Genomic DNA, 18234 nt, shown 5'->3' on the forward strand with positions numbered 1-18234 from the left:
CGTAAATTACCGGGACCCACTGACAACTCTGTACCGCAGAGAGGCTCTGTGGCCTTCATGTGACACTTACTGACGTTCAAAGCGGGCCATAGCCGCTGCAATTGCCCCGTAGATAACGGCGATTGTGACCAAGAGAGGCACCGATCGTCCGTCGGAGGGCAGCATCAGGGCCGCCACACCGGCCGCGCCGACGAAGGCGACGTTGAACAGGACGTCGTAGACGGAGAAGATCCGGCCGCGGAAGCCGTCGTCGACGGAGGACTGGACGATCGTGTCCGTGGCGATCTTCGAGCCCTGGGTGACGAGACCCAGAACGAACGCCGCGATCAGCATGGGTGCCTCGGTGAACGCCAGCCCGAGGCTCGGCACCAGAACCGTCGCCGCCGCGGCGCAGACCACGATCCAACCGCCCGGACCGAGTCGTCCGGCGGCAGCCGGCGTGATCACGGCAGCGACGAAGAAGCCCGCCCCGGAGATGCCTACGGCGAGGCCCAGCAGGGCCAGCCCGTCGTCCGAGCCGTCGGACCAGGCGTACCGGCAGAGCATCAGCACCATGACCGTCAGGGCGCCGTAGCAGAACCGCATCAGCGTCATTGCCGCCAACGACCAGGCGGCCTCCCGGCGTTGCGGCTCGGTGAGATGCCGTACGCCTGCCGCCAGGCCGCGAGCGGTGCCGGTAAGCGCTGCCCCCAACCGGGGCTGCATCAACTCGGGGTCGGGACCGAGCAGCGCCGGGTCGAGACGGAGGGAGGCGAGTGCCGCGCAGAGGTACAGCGCCGCGCCCAGCAGGACCACTGCGGCGTCCGAGTCGGAAGCCACCAGCCGTACGACGAAGGCCAGTCCGCCGCCCGCCGTGGCGGCGAGCGTGCCGGCCGTCGGGGAGAGCGAGTTGGCGATCACCAGGCGGTCGTCGTCGACCACACGCGGCAAGGACGCCGAAAGCCCCGACAGCACGAAGCGGTTGACGGCGGTGACGCAGAGGGCCGAGACGTAGAAGAGCCAGTCGGGGACATGGCTCAGCATCAGGACGGCCGTCACGCATGCCAGGAGGGCGCGCAGCAGGTTGCCGTAGAGGAAGACCTGGCGGCGGCGCCAGCGGTCCAGCAGGACGCCCGCGAAGGGGCCGACCACGGAGTAGGGCAGGAGCAGGACCGCCATCGCGGAGGCGATCGCGGCCGGCGAGGTCTGCTTCTCCGGCGAGAAGACGACGTATGCGGCGAGCGCGACCTGAAAGACGCCGTCGGCGCCCTGGGAGAGCAGCCGTACCGCGAGCAGGCGTCGGAAGTTCCTCAGACGCAGGAGCACCCGCAGGTCACGTACGACAGCCATGGGGCAAAGCCTCACATACGAGGAAGGTCCCCGGGCGGATGACCCGGGGACCCTCGACGGGCAGGAGCGACAAGCCTGTTGGGGCTTGATCGGCGCTGGACTCCTCTCAGCGCTCGACTTCGCCCTTGATGAACTTCTCGACGTTCTCCCGTGCCTCGTCGTCGAAGTACTGGACCGGCGGGGACTTCATGAAGTAGCTCGACGCGGAAAGGATCGGGCCGCCGATACCGCGGTCCTTGGCGATCTTCGCGGCGCGCACGGCGTCGATGATGACACCGGCCGAGTTCGGGGAGTCCCAGACCTCCAGCTTGTACTCCAGGTTCAGCGGCACGTCGCCGAACGCGCGGCCTTCGAGGCGGACGTACGCCCACTTGCGGTCGTCGAGCCAGGCCACGTAGTCCGACGGGCCGATGTGGACGTTGTCGGCGCCGAGCTCGCGGTCCCGGATCTGGGAGGTGACGGCCTGCGTCTTGGAGATCTTCTTGGACTCCAGGCGGTCACGCTCGAGCATGTTCTTGAAGTCCATGTTGCCGCCGACGTTCAGCTGCATCGTGCGGTCCAGGACCACTCCCCGGTCCTCGAACAGCTTCGCCATCACGCGGTGCGTGATCGTGGCACCGACCTGCGACTTGATGTCGTCGCCGACGATCGGGACGCCCGCCTCGGTGAACTTGTCCGCCCACTCCTTGGTGCCGGCGATGAAGACCGGGAGGGCGTTGACGAAGGCGACCTTGGCGTCGATGGCGCACTGGGCGTAGAACTTCGCCGCGGCCTCGGAACCGACGGGCAGGTAGCAGACGAGGACGTCGACCTGCTTCTTCTTGAGGATCTTGACGACGTCGACCGGCTCGGCCTCGGACTCCTCGATGGTCTCGCGGTAGTACTTGCCGAGACCGTCGAGGGTGTGGCCGCGCCGGACCTTCACACCGGTGTTCGGCACGTCGCAGATCTTGATGGTGTTGTTCTCGGAGGCGCCGATGGCGTCCGCCAGGTCGAGGCCGACCTTCTTGGCGTCCACGTCGAACGCGGCGACGAACTCGATGTCCTTGACGTGGTAGTCCCCGAACTGCACATGCATGAGACCCGGGACCCTGGACGCCGGATCGGCGTCCTTGTAGTACTCGACTCCCTGTACCAGCGACGCGGCGCAGTTGCCCACGCCGACGACGGCTACGCGAATGGAACCCATTCGGTTGCTCCCTGTGTTGTACGAGTGGGGACCTGAGCGGCCCTCACGTGGCGGTGTCGTCGGACGGACCGGTCCGGGAGTCGTCCTCCCGGGACCGGGGCAGGCCGCCCGGCGCTCCAGATGTGGTGTCCTGCGAGTCGGGTTCCCCGGAGACGGCACCCTTGAGGTCCCGCCCGGCCCGCTCGCTCTCGATGAGCTCGTTCAGCCAGCGCACTTCGCGCTCCACGGACTCCATTCCGTGGCGCTGGAGCTCAAGGGTGTAGTCGTCGAGGCGTTCGCGCGTACGCGCCAAAGAGGCGCGCATTTTCTCCAGGCGCTCCTCCAGCCGGCCGCGGCGGCCCTCGAGCACGCGCATGCGTACATCGCGGGACGTCTGTCCGAAGAAGGCGAAACGAGCGGCGAAGTGCTCGTCCTCGTACGCGTCCGGACCTGTCTGCGAGAGCAGCTCCTCGAAGTGCTCCTTACCTTCCGCCGTCAACCGATAGACGATCTTGGCGCGGCGTCCGGTGAGCGGAGCGGCGAGCGCGTCCTCGGGCGCACCCCCGGACTCCTCGATCAACCAGCCGCTCGCGACCAGCGTCTTGAGGCAGGGATACAGCGTGCCGTAGCTGAAGGCGCGGAACACACCCAGTGACGTATTGAGTCGTTTGCGCAGCTCATAGCCGTGCATCGGGGACTCGCGGAGCAGGCCGAGGACAGCGAACTCGAGGATCCCGGAACGCCGGCTCATCGTCGCCTCCTCTCTCCCACGGTCCGACCGTGACGCCTTCGGCACTGTTTATGCCGAGCTGATGTATCGACTCGATACATCCAGACGATAGAACGGCCCTGTGGATGGGACAAGAGGGGAAGTCGTGAACGGGATCACATCACCGATTCGTAGGATGCAAGTTGCCTGATTTGGGGTGAACTTCGGGGCTGGACAGGTTTTGACGGTGCGTAGTCTGTGCGCCATGCAGTCCACCGGGAACCGAGTGACGTTTGGGGACGTCGTCGTGCTTGGTGCGGTACGGGTGAATGCGAACACGGCCGCATCCGTACCTTGGGGGGACCGGAAACCAGCCGCCGTTTCCAGGCGCGCACGGGTGCGCCTGCCCAAGGAGTAGTCGTTCGATGAGCGAGCACCGTCGCAAACCGCCGCAGCCGCAGGGAGGCGGACGTGCCGAGACCCGGCGCGGCCAGTCCGGCTCGTCCTCCGGCCGCCGCGCGGCACCGCGAGGCGCCACCGAGTCTCCTTCCGACTCCTATGGATCGGGTTCCTACGGGTTGGGTCCCTACGGAGCAGAAGGTGACGAGCGCCAGTCCGGAGGCCGGGCCGATGCCCGGCGCGCAGCCCAGAGAAGTTCTGGTGGGCGTCGCAGAGCGGCCGAGGGCGCGGGCGGCGGACGCCGTGGCGGTCCTGGCCCGAACGGGCCCGGACGAGGCAGAGGGCGTGCGGCGGGGCCTCCACCCCAGAAGCGCTTCATCGACTATCCGCGCGCGGGCAAGTACGGAGCGGCGCGCTGGATGCCGTCGTGGCGGCAGGTGACGGGACTGTTCATCGGCTTCGTCGGCAGTCTGGTGGCAGTGGCCGGCATCGGCTACGCCCTGGTGGGCGTGCCGGATGTCGCGAAGGCCGCCAACGCGCAGAACAACGTCTACTACTGGTCCGACGGCAGCCAGATGGTGGCGACCGGTGGTGAGACGAACCGCCAGATCATCGGCTACGAGCAGATCCCCGCGTCGATGCGGTACGCCGTGATGTCCGCCGAGAACAAGACGTTCGAGACCGACAGCGGTGTCGACCCCAGGGGCATCGCCCGAGCCCTGTTCAACATGGCCAAGGGCGGTCAGACACAGGGTGGTTCGACCATCACCCAGCAGTACGTGAAGAACGCCCGCCTGGACGATCAGTCGCAGACGCTCACGCGGAAGTTCAAGGAGCTGTTCATCTCCATCAAGGTCGGGACGAACGTCTCGAAGGAGGAGATCATGGCCGGCTACCTGAACACCGCCTACTTCGGTCGTGACTCCTACGGCTTGCAGGCAGCCGCCCGTGCGTACTTCAACCAGGACGCCAAGGATCTGGACGCCAGTCAGTGCGCCTTCCTGGCCGCGGTCCTGAAGGGCGCCACGTACTACGACCCGGCGGGCAACGTGGCCGTCGACCCCGTGAACGCCACCCCCAAGGCCAACAAGAAGCGGGTAGTGGAGCGGTGGAGGTGGATCCTCGACGAGGAGGTCAAGGACGGGCGCATGACCGCAGCCAAGCGTGGCCAGTACACGACCTTCCCGAAGACCCAGAACCCGCGTTCCAACACCGCGCTGAGCGGCCAGATCGGTTACCTCGTCGACCTGGCCAAGGGCTACCTCATCAACAACACCGACAAGACCGGGATCACCGCCGACGAACTGCAGCAGGGCGGCTACTCGATCTACACGACCTTCGACAAGAAGAAGGTCGCGGCGTTGGAGAAGTCGGTCAAGGCCGTCGAGAAGGCGAACATCAAGCCCGACAAGCGGCCGAAGACCGACAAGTTCGTCCAGTTCGGCGGCGCTTCCGTGGATCCGACGACAGGCGCCATCAAGGCCATCTACGGCGGTGAGGACGCGACCAAGCACTTCACCAACAACGCCGACACGACGGGCGCCCAGGTGGGTTCGACGTTCAAGGCCTTCGTACTCGCCGCCGCGATGAAGTGGGGCGTACGGGATCCGGATCTGGGCGCGGAGCAGGCCCAGGACGAGCGCACCCAGGTCTCCCCGGAAAGCATCTACAGCGGCAAGAACAAGCTGAAGATCAAGAACTACGACAACACGGTCTGGAAGGACAAGGACGACAAGGAGTGGCTGCAGCGCAACGACGGCGACGAGTCGTACAACCCGCCCAGCTTCCGGATCGACCTGCGTGAGGCGATGCGGGTCTCCTCCAACTCCGCCTACGTCCAGCTCGGCATGGACGTCGGTCTGGACAAGGTCAGGGAGTCCGCGACCGACGCGGGCATTCTCGACAGCAGCCTGGCGAGTGCCGACTTCCCGTCGTTCTCGATCGGTACCTCCAGCCCGAGCGCGATCCGTATGGCCGGTGCCTACGCGACCTTTGCGGCCAGCGGCAAGCAGAACACCCCGTACTCGGTCGAGAAGGTCACCGACAAGACCGGCACGACCTTCGATCACCAGAGGATCGCCAAGGCCAAGCAGGTGTTCACCGCCCAGGTCGCCGACAACGTCACCGATGTCCTCAAGACCGTGGTCGACGACGGAACGGGTACGGCGGCCCAGCTGAGCGGTCGGGAGGTGGCCGGCAAGACCGGTACCACCGACGGCAACAAGTCGGCCTGGTTCGTCGGGTACACCCCGCAGCTGTCCACCGCGATCAGCATGTTCCGGATGGACGACGACGAGACCAACAAGAACCGCGAGTTCCTGGAGATGTACGGCACGGGTGGCCAGGAGAAGATCCACGGAGCCTCGTTCCCCGCGGAGATCTGGCACGACTACATGGAGCAGGCGCTCCAGGGCGCGCCGGTGGAGGACTTCCCGACTCCCGAGCCCTACGGCGAGGTCGTCGACGAGGACCCGCTGCCCAGCCCGACCCCCTCTGTCACCGAGAGCGAGGAATCGACGCCCACGCCGAGCCCGACGCCCACCGAGAGCGAGGTCGTGCCCTCTCCCACACCCACGCCGACCAATTCCTGCGGCCCGTTCAACGTCAACTGCCAAGGCGCCGGGGGTGCCGACTCGGGTGGCGCAGACGCAGGCACTACGGACGGCGGAGTGACATTCAGTCCATCCCCCACGCCGACCGACGGGCAGGACAGTGGCAACGCGAACGGTAACGGCGGGGTGGACGGGGGCGATGGCGGTAACGGCGGTAATGGCGGTAACGGAGGCATCTTCGGCTGACGGAAAGGTTGGCAGGAGCGTCGCCCGGCGCGTGTGTTTCACGTGAAACATCGACCCGATTCACGCTGTTTCACGTGAAACATGGGGGCCGTCGTACCGACCAGGTACGGCGGCCCTCGGCGTATTCCCAGGCGCGTACGGCAGGATGTGGCCCATGCCCAGTGCAGAGACGACGCAAGCGAGCGTGCGCGAGCCGGATCCGGTACGGCCGACCAAGGACGACGAGGTCGCCGTGGCCGGCAGTGAGCTGATCGGCGGTCCCATCGGTCGACGTGCCCTGCTGGGGACGTCCTGGTGGACTCCCGTACGAGTGGTCGCGCTCGTGGCGATCGGCATGTTCGCGCTCGGCCTGGTCCAGAAGGCGCCCTGCTACAACGGCGGCTGGTTCTTCGGGGCCGGCACGCAGTACACGCACGCCTGCTACTCCGACATTCCGCACCTCTATCAGGGCCGCGGATTCGCCGACGGGCTCGTGCCGTACTTCGACAAGATCTCCGGCGACATGGAGTACCTCGAGTACCCGGTGCTGACCGGCGTGTTCATGGAGGTGGCCGCCTGGCTCACGCCTGGCAGCGGCACCATCCAGCACCAGGAGCAGTGGTACTGGTTCGTCAACGCCGGAATGCTGATGGTGTGCGCGGCGATCATCGTCGTATGCGTCTCACGCACCCAGGCGCGGCGTCCCTGGGACGGTCTGCTGGTCGCTCTGGCGCCCGCCTTCGCGCTCACCGCCACCATCAACTGGGACCTTCTGGCTGTCGCTCTGACGGCTGCGGCGATGCTGATGTGGTCCCGCGGGCGGTCCCTCGCGTTCGGCGTCCTGCTGGGGCTCGCAACGGCCGCCAAGCTCTATCCCTTCCTGCTGCTTGGCCCGCTGTTCGTGCTGTGCTGGCGCGCGGGCAAATGGCGGCCGTTCGGCAACGCGCTGGGCGGTGCCGTCCTCGCCTGGGTCGCCGTGAACCTGCCGGTGATGGTCTTCGCCTTCGACGGCTGGTCGAAGTTCTACACGTTCAGCCAGGAGCGGGGCGTCGACTTCGGCTCCTTCTGGCTGATCATCGCCCAGCGTTTCAACTACCCGTTCACCACGGAGACCGTCAACACCTTCGCGACGCTGCTGATGCTGGCCTCGGCCGTGGGTATCGCGGCACTCACGCTGACAGCACCGCGCCGTCCTCGCTTCGCCCAGCTGGCCTTCCTGATCGTCGCGGCCTTCATCCTCACCAACAAGGTCTACTCACCCCAATACGTCCTGTGGTTGGTCCCCCTCGCCGTACTGGCCCGCCCGAAGTGGCGAGACTTCCTGATCTGGCAGGCGTGCGAGGTCGCGTACTTCCTGGGGATCTGGATGTACCTCGCGTACACGACCAGCGGTGACGCTCACAAGGGACTGCCCACCGAGGGCTACCAGTTCGTCATCGCCGTCCACCTGGCGGGCACGCTGTACCTGTGCGCCGTGATCGTCCGGGACATCCTCGTGCCCGAGCGGGACGTGGTGCACCGGGCCGGCGACGACGACCCGTCCGGGGGCGTGCTCGACGGTGCGCAGGACGTCTTCGTACTCGGCCCCGCGGCCCGTCCGCCGCTGCACGCCAGTCCCTTCGCCGGGCCACAGGTGGAGTGGGGCAGCCGACGGGTGGGGGAGGACGAGGAGCGTTCGCTCTGAGCGAACGCTGCGGAGAGAGCATGTGAAAGGCCGTACACGGAGCCCGTGTACGGCCTTTCGCGCAATGTCGGCTAGCGGGTCAGCGGTCGACTATCCGGTCGAACTGTGTGGTGGTGTGCCGCAGATGGGCCACCAACTCCTCACCGACCTTCGGCTCCGGGGCGTCCGAGGGGACGAAGAGGATCGAGACCTGCATGTGCGGCGGCTCGGCGAACCAGCGCTGCTTGCCGCCCCAGACGAACGGGGCGAGGTTCCGGTTGACCGTGGCGAGGCCGGCGCGGGCGACGCCCTTGGCGCGCGGCATGACGCCGTGGAGGGCCTTGGGGGCCTCCAGGCCCACCCCGTGCGACGTACCGCCTGCGACGACCACCAGATAGCCGTCGGAGGCCGCCTTCTGCTGCCGGTAGCCGAAGCGGTCGCCCTTGGCCACGTGCGTGACGTCCAGGACCGCGCCGCGGTACTCGGTGGCCTCGTGGTCACCCAGCCAAAGCCGCGTGCCGATACGGGCGCGGAAGCGGGTCTGCGGGAACTGCTGCTGAAGCCGCGCGAGGTCCTCGGCCTTGAGATGGCTGACGAACATGGTGTGCAGAGGCAGCCGGGCCGCGCGCAGCCGGTCCATCCAGCCGATGACCTCCTCCACGGCGTCCGAGCCGTCGGTACGGTCCAGCGGCAGGTGGATCGCGAAGCCTTCGAGCCGCACGTCCTCTATCGCGGCGTGCAGTTGGGGCAGTTCCTGCTCGGTCACCCCGTGACGCTTCATGGAGGACATGACCTCGATGACGACACGGGCACCGACGAGCCCGTGCACCCCGTCCACCGACGACACCGAGCGGATGACGCGGTCGGGCAGCGGCACGGGCTCCTCGCCCCGTCTGAAGGGCGTCAGCACCAGCAGGTCACCGCCGAACCAGTCCTTGGTCCGTGCGGCCTCGTAGGTCGTGCCGACGGCCAGGATGTCCGAGCCCAGCCGGGTGGCCTCCTCCGCCAGCCGCTCGTGCCCGAAGCCGTAGCCGTTGCCCTTGCAGACCGGGACGAGCCCCGGAAACTGCTCGGACACGTGCTTGTGGTGCGCACGCCAGCGCGCGGTGTCGACGTAGAGCGTGAGCGCCATGGCCGGGACCTGGAACCTTTCTCGTGGCTGTGGTGCATCAGAGGTATGAGTGGAAACGCAGGTCGATCAGCGGCGTGACATGTAGATGTCGAGCGCCTTGTGGAGCAGCTTGTTGAGCGGGAAGTCCCACTCGCCGAGGTACTCGGCAGCCTGCCCACCCGTGCCCACCTTGAACTGGATCAGACCGAAGAGGTGATCCGTCTCGTCCAGGGAGTCGGAGATACCACGCAGGTCGTAGACCGTGGCGCCCAGCGCATAGGCGTCGCGGAGCATCCGCCACTGCATGGCGTTCGAGGGACGGACCTCTCGCCCGATGTTGTCCGAGGCACCGTAGGAGTACCAGACGTGCCCGCCGACGATCAGCATCGTCGCGGCCGAAAGGTTCACTCCGTTGTGGCGGGCGAAGTAGAGCCGCATGCGGTTGGGGTCCTCGGTGTTGAGGGCCGTCCACATGCGCTGGAAGTACGACAGCGGGCGGGGCCGGAAGTGGTCGCGCACCGCGGTGATCTCGTACAGCCGCTGCCACTCCTCGAGGTCGTGGTAGCCGCCCTGGACGACTTCGACACCGGCCTTCTCGGCCTTCTTGATGTTGCGGCGCCACAACTGGTTGAAGTTCTTGTGGACCTCTTCCAGCGAGCGGTTCGCGAGCGGTACCTGATAGACGTAGCGCGGCTGTACGTCGCCGAAGCCGGCCCCGCCGTCCTCGCCCTGCTGCCAGCCCATACGGCGCAGCTTGTCGGCGACCTCGAAGGCCCGCGGTTCGATGAAGTCGGCCTCGATGTCGCGCAGCCGCTTCACGTCCTGGCTCTGGATGCCCGCCTTGATGGACGTGGCCTCCCAGCGCCGGATGATCACCGGTGGGCCCATCTTCACGGAGAAGGCACCCTGCTGCTTGAGGTGCGCCAGCATCGGCTGGATCCAGTCGTCGAGATTCGGCGCGAACCAGTTGATGACCGGGCCTTCGGGCAGATACGCGAGATACCGCTTGATCTTGGGCAGCTGGCGGTACAGCACGAGACCCGCGCCGACCATCTCGCCCGTCCGGTCGTCGAACCACCCGAGGTTCTCGGAGCGCCACTCCGCCTTGACGTCCGCCCAGGCCGGAACCTGCATGTGGCTCGCCGACGGCAGGCTCTGGATGTACGCCAGATGCTGCTCTCGGCTGATCGTCCTCAGGGTCAGGCTCATTCGGGGGGCTCCTCGGGCTGGTGTGTCCCCATGGGTACAGGGGCTCCGGCTCTCGCGCCGAAGCCTACTGCGCCCTGCGAGCGCCTCGACTGGCCGTATGGCACCTGTGCCCCGACCCTGCGTCGGGCCGGGGCACCAGGAGGCGGTCCGCTCAGCCGATCACGCCACCGAAGAGGCCGCCGTGTGCCATGCCGAGGAAGAAGCCGACCGCTGCGGCGCCGAGGCCCAGGATCAGTCCGAAGCGTTCGCGGGTCGTCTCCGAGACGAACTGGCCGTACGCGCCGGTGAGGATCCCCACCAGGCCGGTCCAGGAACTGAGCAGATGCAGACTGTGGAACATCGCCGTGACGAAGGCCGTCAGTCCGAGCACCAGCGTCACAGCGAGCAGGCTGTCCTGGAGCGGATGGGGTTTGCCGTCGGTGGCGAAGAGAGAACCGGCGGTATTGGGTCGCAATGCCTGTGCCATCTGGCACCTCCTGCGGAAGGCGGCGCATCGTAGCGCCATACACACCCGATGTGTACAGATTGACGCTCACAGGGGCCGGATTACAACCCGAAGGCGCCGTGCGGGTAGGCTGTACCGTCTGCACCGGTGTCTGCCCAGGCCATGGCGCGGAGTCCCCTGGGGAACCTCCGACTGTCAGTGGTCGCCGATACCGTTGCGTACGCATAACAACCCTCCTGCCACGGAACGACCGTGGCCGCTGAGTCCAAAGGAGGTGGGTTCCACATGCGTCACTACGAAGTGATGGTCATCCTCGACCCCGAGCTGGAGGAGCGCGCTGTCGCCCCTCTGATCGAGAACTTCCTCTCCGTCGTCCGCGAGGGCAACGGCAAGGTGGAGAAGGTCGACACCTGGGGCCGTCGTCGTCTCTCGTACGAGATCAAGAAGAAGCCCGAGGGCATCTACTCGGTCATCGACCTGCAGGCCGAGCCTGCGGTCGTCAAGGAGCTCGACCGCCAGATGAACCTGAACGAGTCGGTCCTCCGGACCAAGGTCCTCCGCCCCGAGACCCACTGAGCTTCCCGCTCAGCCGATCTCGGGATTTCGAGTAGCAGCACCAAAAGCAGCCAGCAGCAAACCCGCCGAGAGGTTCCCCTATGGCAGGCGAGACCGTCATCACGGTCGTCGGCAATCTTGTCGACGACCCCGAGCTGCGCTTCACCCCCTCCGGTGCGGCGGTCGCGAAGTTCCGTGTCGCGTCCACCCCCCGCACCTTCGACCGTCAGACGAACGAGTGGAAGGACGGCGAAAGCCTGTTCCTGACCTGCTCGGTCTGGCGTCAGGCGGCGGAGAACGTCGCGGAGTCGCTCCAGCGAGGCATGCGCGTCATCGTGCAGGGCCGACTGAAGCAGCGGTCCTACGAGGACCGTGAGGGTGTCAAGCGCACGGTCTACGAGCTGGACGTCGAAGAAGTCGGCGCCAGCTTGAAGAACGCCACGGCCAAGGTCACCAAGACCGCCGGCCGAGGCGGCCAGGGCGGTTACGGCGGCGGTGGCGGTGGCGGCCAGCAGGGCGGCGGCTGGGGTGGGAACTCCGGCGGCGCTCCGCAGGGCGGCGGCGCTCCGGCCGACGACCCCTGGGCGACCGGCGCTCCCGCCGGTGGCAACCAGGGCGGCGGCGGTGGCGGCTGGGGTGGAAACTCCGGCGGCAGTGGCGGCGGCTACTCGGACGAGCCCCCCTTCTAGGCCTTCGGGCCCAGGGCGGGTCGTACCCATACTTCTTGATCACACAGGAGAAACACCATGGCGAAGCCGCCTGTGCGCAAGCCTAAGAAAAAGGTCTGCGCTTTCTGCAAGGACAAGGTCACGTACGTGGACTACAAGGACACGAACATGCTGCGGAAGTTCATTTCCGACCGCGGCAAGATCCGTGCCCGCCGCGTGACCGGCAACTGCACGCAGCACCAGCGTGACGTCGCCACGGCTGTCAAGAACAGCCGTGAGATGGCGCTGCTGCCCTACACCTCCACCGCGCGATAAGGGAAGGGTGACCGACCAATGAAGATCATCCTCACCCACGAGGTCACCGGCCTCGGTGCCGCGGGCGACGTCGTCGACGTCAAGGACGGCTACGCTCGCAACTACCTGATCCCGCGGAACTTCGCGATCCGTTGGACCAAGGGCGGCGAGAAGGACGTCGAGCAGATTCGTCGCGCTCGCAAGATCCACGAGATCCAGACCATCGAGCAGGCCAACGACGTCAAGGCCCGCCTCGAAGGCGTCAAGGTCCGTCTGGCCGTCCGCTCCGGCGACGCCGGTCGTCTCTTCGGTTCCGTTACCCCGGCCGACATCGCCACGGCGATCAAGGCTTCCGGTGGCCCCGAGGTCGACAAGCGCCGCATCGAGCTCGGTGCGCCGATCAAGACGCTCGGCGCCCACGAGACGTCGGTGCGTCTGCACCCCGAGGTTGCCGCCAAGGTCAACATCGAGGTCGTCGCTGCCTGAGTGCCGCGATTGCTGAAGCAGTCTCAGGGCCGCATCCTTCGGGGTGCGGCCTTTCTGCGTGGGGGCGATGTTTCACGTGAAACGGCGGAAACCTGGTCGATGTTTCACGTGAAACAAGGGGCACCCAGAGCGAGGTGGAGCGCGTCCCCGGGCTGCGCCTTCAGCGGACGGCGCCCGTGACCAGCCAGCGGCCCGATCGGGCCCGCAGCCACAGAGTCAGCATGCGGACGATCATCATGAGCGCCATGGCTACCCAGAGGGCGGTCAGGCCGCCGCCGAAGGCCGGCACCAGCAGGGCCACCGGTGCGAACGTGGCCAGGGTGATGAGCATCGCCCAGGCGAGGTAAGGGCCGTCACCCGCGCCCATCAGTACGCCGTCGAGGACGAAGACGATCCCGCAGATCGGTTGCGACAACGCGACCACGAACAGGGCCGGCAGCGCGGTGTCCTTGACCACGGAGTCACCAGTGAACAGAGGCAGGAACAACGGACGGCTGACGATCACCAGCAGGCCGAGCACGATCCCGGTGGCGATGCCCCACTCGACCATGCGCCGGCAGGCTTCTCTGGCTCCCCGGATGTCGTTCGCGCCGAGGTAACGCCCGATGATGGCCTGCCCGGCGATGGCGATCGCGTCGAGGGCGAAGGCGAGCAGGCTCCACAGGGACAGGATGATCTGGTGTGCGGCGACGTCCGCGTCCCCGAGCTGCGCGGCGACGGCCGTGGCGATCATCAGGATCGCGCGCAGGGAGAGCGTACGCACAAGAAGCGGCACGCCTGCCTGGGCGGAGGCCCGTACTCCCGCGATGTCGGGGCGCAGCGAGGCGCCGTGCAGACGCGCGCCGCGAACCACGACCGTGAGATAGGCCGCTGCCATGCCCCACTGGGCGATGACGGTGCCCCAGGCGGAACCCGCGATGCCGAGGTCCGCACCGTAGACGAGGCCCGCGTTCAGGACGGCGTTGGCGACGAAGCCCGCGATGGCGACGTACAGCGGGGTCCTGGTGTCCTGGAGGCCGCGCAGTACGCCGGTGGCGGCGAGGACGACGAGCATGGCCGGGATGCCGATCGCCGAGATCCGCAGATAGGTGGCCGCGTACGGGGCTGCGGTGTCCGAGGCGCCCAGGAGGCCTACGAGGCCGGATGCCGAGGGCAGGATGACGGCGATGACAACGGCGCCGAGCAGCAGGGCGAGCCAGATGCCGTCCACTCCCTGGCGGATGGCGGCCTGGAGATCGCCCGCGCCGACGCGCCGGGCGACGGCGGCCGTGGTGGCGTACGCGAGGAAGACGAAGACACTGACGGCTGTGGTCAGCAGGACGGAGGCGATGCCGAGTCCGGCCAGTTGAGCTGTGCCCAGGTGACCGACGATCGCACTGTCGGCGAGCACGAAGAGGGGCTCGGCGACAAGCGCGCCGAAGGCAGGAACGGCCAGTGCGACGATCTCACGGTCGTGCCGTCGCCGTGCCGTCCTGAGTCCAGCGGGAGCCTGTGTCATGACCACCAATCTAATCTTCCACAGGTAAGTGACGCAATCCGCATGTGACCATTACCATCCGCGTTGAGGTGCGTGCTTCCGCGTGCCGCTCGCGGAGATCTTGGCCAGTTGGGGAAAGTTTTTCTTCTGCACAGCCGGTGGACGGGATAAGTGCTGGTCAGTGGCCCTGGATGGGAACTCGCGAAAGCTTGTTCACAGGGCTGTCCACCGGGTCGTACACAGGTTTTGCCGAGTTCTCCACAGCATCTGGGCCGTCGTCCACATGGCCTGTGGATAACCAGATTGGCTGACGGTGGCGACAGGCCTACGGTGGTCCGACGCCCACTCTGTTCCGCGGCCTCGGAAACGTCACAAAACCGACGCGCCAGAACCGGAGTTGGGCCTCTTATTTGTCAGTGTCGTGCCGTAGAAAAGAGGGGCACGGCGAGGTCCGCTCGGCGGACGGGAGGAGGTGGCTCGGTGAGTATTTCCGAGCCCTTGGACGATCCATGGGCCGACAGCGGTCCAAGCGATCGTCTGCCCCCCTCCCGGCAGCGCCGCGAAGGGGGCCGGGGCCGCGACGAACAGCACGACCGCGGTCGCGACAACGGGGAGTGGGACAGCGAGGGCACGTCCTTCGAGCGGGTACCGCCGCAGGACCTCGACGCCGAGCAGTCCGTCCTCGGCGGCATGCTGCTGTCCAAGGACGCCATCGCCGACGTCGTCGAGGTGCTCAAGGGCCACGACTTCTACCGGCCCGCGCACGAGATCATCTACGGGGCGATCCTCGATCTCTATGCGAAGGGCGAGCCGGCCGACCCCATCACGGTCGCGGCCGAGCTCACCAGACGGGGCGAGATCACCAAGGTCGGCGGCGCGCCCTATCTGCACGCGCTGGTACAGACGGTGCCGACGGCGGCCAACGCCGAGTACTACGCGGAGATCGTGCACGAGCGCGCCGTCCTGCGACGCCTGGTCGAGGCCGGGACCCGCATCACTCAGATGGGATACGCGGCCGACGGCGACGTGGACGAGATCGTCAACAGCGCCCAGGCCGAGATCTACGCGGTCACCGAGCAGCGCACCACGGAGGACTATCTGCCGCTCGGCGACATCATGGAAGGTGCGCTCGACGAGATCGAGGCGATCGGGTCGCGTTCCGGGGAGATGACCGGTGTGCCGACCGGGTTCACCGACCTCGACCAGCTCACCAACGGTCTGCACCCCGGTCAGATGATCATCATCGCGGCGCGCCCCGCCATGGGTAAGTCGACACTGGCACTGGACTTCGCTAGGGCCTGCTCCATCAAGCACAACATGCCCAGCGTGATCTTCTCCCTCGAAATGGGCCGCAACGAGATCGCCATGCGCCTGCTCTCCGCAGAGGCACGCGTGGCCCTTCACCACATGCGCTCCGGCACGATGACCGACGAGGACTGGACCCGGCTCGCCCGCCGGATGCCTGATGTCTCGGCAGCCCCGCTGTACATCGACGACTCTCCGAACCTGTCGATGATGGAGATCCGTGCCAAGTGCCGCCGCCTCAAGCAGCGCGCGGACCTGAAGCTCGTGGTCATCGACTACCTCCAGCTGATGCAGTCCGGCGGCAAGCGTTCCGAGAGCCGCCAGCAGGAGGTCTCCGACATGTCGCGAAACCTGAAGCTCCTGGCCAAGGAGCTGGAGCTGCCGGTGATCGCACTGTCGCAGCTGAACCGTGGCCCCGAGCAGCGTACGGACAAGAAGCCCATGGTCTCCGACCTGCGAGAGTCCGGCTCCATCGAGCAGGACGCGGACATGGTGATCCTGCTGCACCGCGAGGACGCGTACGAGAAGGAATCACCGCGCGCGGGCGAGGCGGACATCATCGTCGGCAAGCACCGAAACGGCCCGACGGCGACGATCACGGTCGCCTTCCAGGGTCACTATTCGCGGTTCGTGGACATGGCCCAGACGTGAGCGGTGCCCGAAGCGGAGCATAAATCCGCTCGACTCAGCGCCGCCCGACCGATGGACTTGCCCCATGACAACACCTCAGGACGAGCTGCTTCCCAGTACGCGGCGGGCGTTGCTGCATCGGATCGCTGTCGCGCAGCGTGAAGGGCGGGCGCCGTCGTTGGTCGCGGCAGTGGTGCGGGGCGGCGAAACGGTGTGGACGGGGGCGCGAAGCTCGGTGGACGGGCATGCGCCCGACGCGAACGTTCAGTACCGGATCGGGTCGATCACCAAGACCTTCACCGCCGTACTCGTGATGCGGCTGCGCGACGAGGGGCTTCTCGATCTGGTCGACCCGCTGGAGAAGCATCTGCCGGGTACGGGTGTGGGGGATGTCACCATCGCTGAACTGCTGGCGCACACAGGTGGGTTGGCGGCAGAGTCGCCCGCGCCGTGGTGGGAACGGACCCCTGGATCACTGCGGCCCGAGCTGTCCGACGTGCTGGGAGAGCGGCCGTTGCTGCATCCCGTGGGTCGACGCCACCACTACTCGAACCCCGGCTACAGCATCCTCGGTGCGCTGGTCGAGGAGCTGCGCGGTGCTCCGTGGGAGGACGTACTGCGGCGCGAGGTACTGGAACCCCTCGGGCTGCAACGGACGAGCGGACAGCCGCAGGCACCGCACGCGGGCGGCTGGGCGGTGCATCCGTGGGCCGACGTACTGCTGCCGGAGCCGACCGAGGACCTCGGACGCATGGCCGCGGCCGGTCAACTCTGGTCGACGTCAGGCGATTTGGCGCGCTTCGCCGCCTTTCTCGCTTGTGGGGACGACCGGGTGCTGAGCTCCGCGTCCGTGGCGGAGATGCGTACGCCGGCTGCTCCGGCCGAAGCGGAGGACGTGGCTGCGGGCTCGGCGTACGGCCTCGGTATGCAGGTCCAGTACCGGGACGGCCGTCTGCTCGTGGGCCACGGTGGATCGTTGCCCGGCTTTTTGGCGAGCCTCACCATCAGCGTGGCGGACGACCTCGCGGCAGTCGTCCTGGCCAATTGCACCTCTGGTCCGCTGGTGTCCGCGGTCGCCGCCGAGCTTGTGAAGATCGTCGCGGAGGCAGAGCCCCGAATTCCCGAGCCGTGGCGCCCGTTGCCCGAAGTCGACAGGTCCGTACTGGAGTTGACGGGTCAGTGGTACTGGGGGACCGCCCCCTATGCCCTGCGGCTGTCGGCCGATGGGGGTGTCACGCTGGGGCCTTTGGCCGGCCTCGGCCGTCGTTCGCGCTTCACGGCGAACGGTGACGGCACCTGGACGGGCCTGGACGGTTACTTCGCCGGCGAGCTTCTGCGGGCCGTACGGCGGCCGAATGGGGCGGTGGAGCACCTGGACCTGGGGTCGTTCGTCTTCGTGCGTCAGCCGTACGAGGAGGGCGCGTCTGTGCCGGGCGGGGTGGATCCACAGGGGTGGCGCGGACTCAGGTAGGTGCCGGTCCGTGGCGAAGGGTCATGTTTCACGTGAAACATGACCCTTCCTGAGGGCTCAGACCTGGAGTTTGAAGCCCACGTGCGAAGGCATGAATCCGAGCCGTTCATAGAAACGGTGGGCGTCCGTACGGGTGGCATCCGAGGTCAGCTGGACCAGCTGGCAGTTTTCTCGGCGTGACGTGGCGATGGCCCATTCGATGAGCCGAGTGCCCAGGCCGCTGCCGCGTTCGCTGGCGTGGACCCGCACGCCTTCGACGATCGATCGGGTCGCCCCCATGCGGGACAACCCGGGAATGATCGTGAGCTGGAGCGTGCCCACCACGCGACCCTCGCGGACCGCGACGACCAGGTGCTGGTTCGGGTCGGCGGTCAGACGGTCCAGCGCGGTCAGGTACGGGGTCAAGTCGTCCGGTGACTCGCACTGCGCGCCCAGGGCGTCGTCGGCGAGCATGCCGACGATCGCGGGAACGTCCGCAGTCGTCGCGGGACGTATCTCAAGATCTCCCATGAACACAGCCTATGCGGGCAGTCCGTTG

At 67.1% G+C, this 18234-nt stretch carries 16 protein-coding genes; 8 read left to right on the forward strand and 8 right to left on the reverse strand.

Going from position 1 to position 18234, the window contains the following annotated elements; genetic code table 11:
• Positions 1 to 66: 66 nt before the first annotated feature.
• From PV396_RS19655 to PV396_RS19665, 3 genes are all read right to left on the reverse strand, one after another.
• Complete coding sequence (locus tag PV396_RS19655) at positions 67 to 1329, reverse strand: MFS transporter (RefSeq protein ID WP_319206193.1); 1263 nt, start codon at positions 1327 to 1329, stop codon at positions 67 to 69.
• A 106-nt stretch (positions 1330 to 1435) separates the two neighbouring features.
• Complete coding sequence (locus tag PV396_RS19660) at positions 1436 to 2518, reverse strand: inositol-3-phosphate synthase (protein ID WP_319206195.1); 1083 nt, start codon at positions 2516 to 2518, stop codon at positions 1436 to 1438.
• Positions 2519 to 2561: 43 nt separating this feature from the next.
• A complete protein-coding gene (locus PV396_RS19665) occupies positions 2562 to 3248 on the reverse strand; it encodes a PadR family transcriptional regulator (RefSeq protein WP_319206197.1) in 687 nt (228 codons plus the stop codon).
• Positions 3249 to 3631: 383 nt separating this feature from the next.
• On the opposite strand from PV396_RS19665, the gene PV396_RS19670 reads away from it, so the two are divergent.
• Both PV396_RS19670 and PV396_RS19675 read left to right on the forward strand, forming a co-directional pair.
• Positions 3632 to 6403, forward strand: a complete 2772-nt coding sequence (locus tag PV396_RS19670) for a transglycosylase domain-containing protein (protein ID WP_319206199.1) — start codon at positions 3632 to 3634, stop codon at positions 6401 to 6403.
• Positions 6404 to 6557: 154 nt separating this feature from the next.
• Positions 6558 to 8066: a glycosyltransferase family 87 protein gene (locus PV396_RS19675; RefSeq protein ID WP_319206201.1), complete on the forward strand. Its 1509-nt coding sequence runs from the start codon at positions 6558 to 6560 to the stop codon at positions 8064 to 8066.
• A gap of 79 nt (positions 8067 to 8145) precedes the next feature.
• Here PV396_RS19675 and PV396_RS19680 read toward each other — a convergent pair whose 3' ends face one another.
• The 3 genes from PV396_RS19680 to PV396_RS19690 all read right to left on the reverse strand — a co-directional run bounded on the left by PV396_RS19680 (position 8146) and on the right by PV396_RS19690 (position 10831).
• The gene (locus PV396_RS19680; RefSeq protein WP_319206202.1) at positions 8146 to 9177 is read right to left on the reverse strand and encodes an alanine racemase; all 1032 of its coding nucleotides are present in this window, start codon (positions 9175 to 9177) and stop codon (positions 8146 to 8148) included.
• A gap of 66 nt (positions 9178 to 9243) precedes the next feature.
• Positions 9244 to 10365 (reverse strand): peptidoglycan bridge formation glycyltransferase FemX, encoded by a 1122-nt coding sequence (gene femX, locus PV396_RS19685; RefSeq protein ID WP_319206204.1) that lies wholly within the window; start codon positions 10363 to 10365, stop codon positions 9244 to 9246.
• Between the two features lie 151 nt (positions 10366 to 10516).
• Positions 10517 to 10831: a hypothetical protein gene (locus tag PV396_RS19690; protein ID WP_006381651.1), complete on the reverse strand. Its 315-nt coding sequence runs from the start codon at positions 10829 to 10831 to the stop codon at positions 10517 to 10519.
• 264 nt (positions 10832 to 11095) lie between these two features.
• On the opposite strand from PV396_RS19690, the gene rpsF reads away from it, so the two are divergent.
• The 4 genes from rpsF (at position 11096) to rplI (ending at position 12813) form a co-directional block, all read left to right on the forward strand.
• Positions 11096 to 11386, forward strand: coding sequence for a 30S ribosomal protein S6 (gene rpsF, locus PV396_RS19695; RefSeq protein ID WP_146481131.1), 291 nt, complete (start codon positions 11096 to 11098; stop codon positions 11384 to 11386).
• A gap of 80 nt (positions 11387 to 11466) precedes the next feature.
• Positions 11467 to 12054, forward strand: a complete 588-nt coding sequence (locus tag PV396_RS19700; RefSeq protein ID WP_319206207.1) for a single-stranded DNA-binding protein — start codon at positions 11467 to 11469, stop codon at positions 12052 to 12054.
• A gap of 57 nt (positions 12055 to 12111) precedes the next feature.
• Positions 12112 to 12348, forward strand: a complete 237-nt coding sequence (rpsR, locus tag PV396_RS19705) for a 30S ribosomal protein S18 (RefSeq protein ID WP_003949403.1) — start codon at positions 12112 to 12114, stop codon at positions 12346 to 12348.
• Between the two features lie 18 nt (positions 12349 to 12366).
• Positions 12367 to 12813, forward strand: a complete 447-nt coding sequence (gene rplI, locus PV396_RS19710; protein WP_319206209.1) for a 50S ribosomal protein L9 — start codon at positions 12367 to 12369, stop codon at positions 12811 to 12813.
• 160 nt (positions 12814 to 12973) lie between these two features.
• Here the strand turns inward: rplI and PV396_RS19715 are convergent, their stop codons facing one another.
• Complete coding sequence (locus PV396_RS19715; RefSeq protein WP_319206211.1) at positions 12974 to 14311, reverse strand: MATE family efflux transporter; 1338 nt, start codon at positions 14309 to 14311, stop codon at positions 12974 to 12976.
• A 459-nt stretch (positions 14312 to 14770) separates the two neighbouring features.
• On the opposite strand from PV396_RS19715, the gene dnaB reads away from it, so the two are divergent.
• Complete coding sequence (gene dnaB, locus PV396_RS19720; RefSeq protein WP_319206213.1) at positions 14771 to 16246, forward strand: replicative DNA helicase; 1476 nt, start codon at positions 14771 to 14773, stop codon at positions 16244 to 16246.
• Positions 16247 to 16310: 64 nt separating this feature from the next.
• Positions 16311 to 17696, forward strand: coding sequence for a serine hydrolase domain-containing protein (locus PV396_RS19725; protein ID WP_319206215.1), 1386 nt, complete (start codon positions 16311 to 16313; stop codon positions 17694 to 17696).
• 57 nt (positions 17697 to 17753) lie between these two features.
• On the opposite strand, the gene PV396_RS19730 is transcribed toward PV396_RS19725, so the two are convergent.
• Positions 17754 to 18206 carry a GNAT family N-acetyltransferase gene (locus PV396_RS19730; RefSeq protein WP_319206217.1) on the reverse strand — a complete coding sequence of 151 codons (453 nt, stop codon included), beginning with the start codon at positions 18204 to 18206 and terminating at the stop codon, positions 17754 to 17756.
• Between the last annotated feature and the right edge of the window lie 28 nt (positions 18207 to 18234).

The sequence above is a fragment of the Streptomyces sp. ME02-8801-2C genome (assembly GCF_033793965.1).
Lineage (GTDB): Bacteria > Actinomycetota > Actinomycetes > Streptomycetales > Streptomycetaceae > Streptomyces.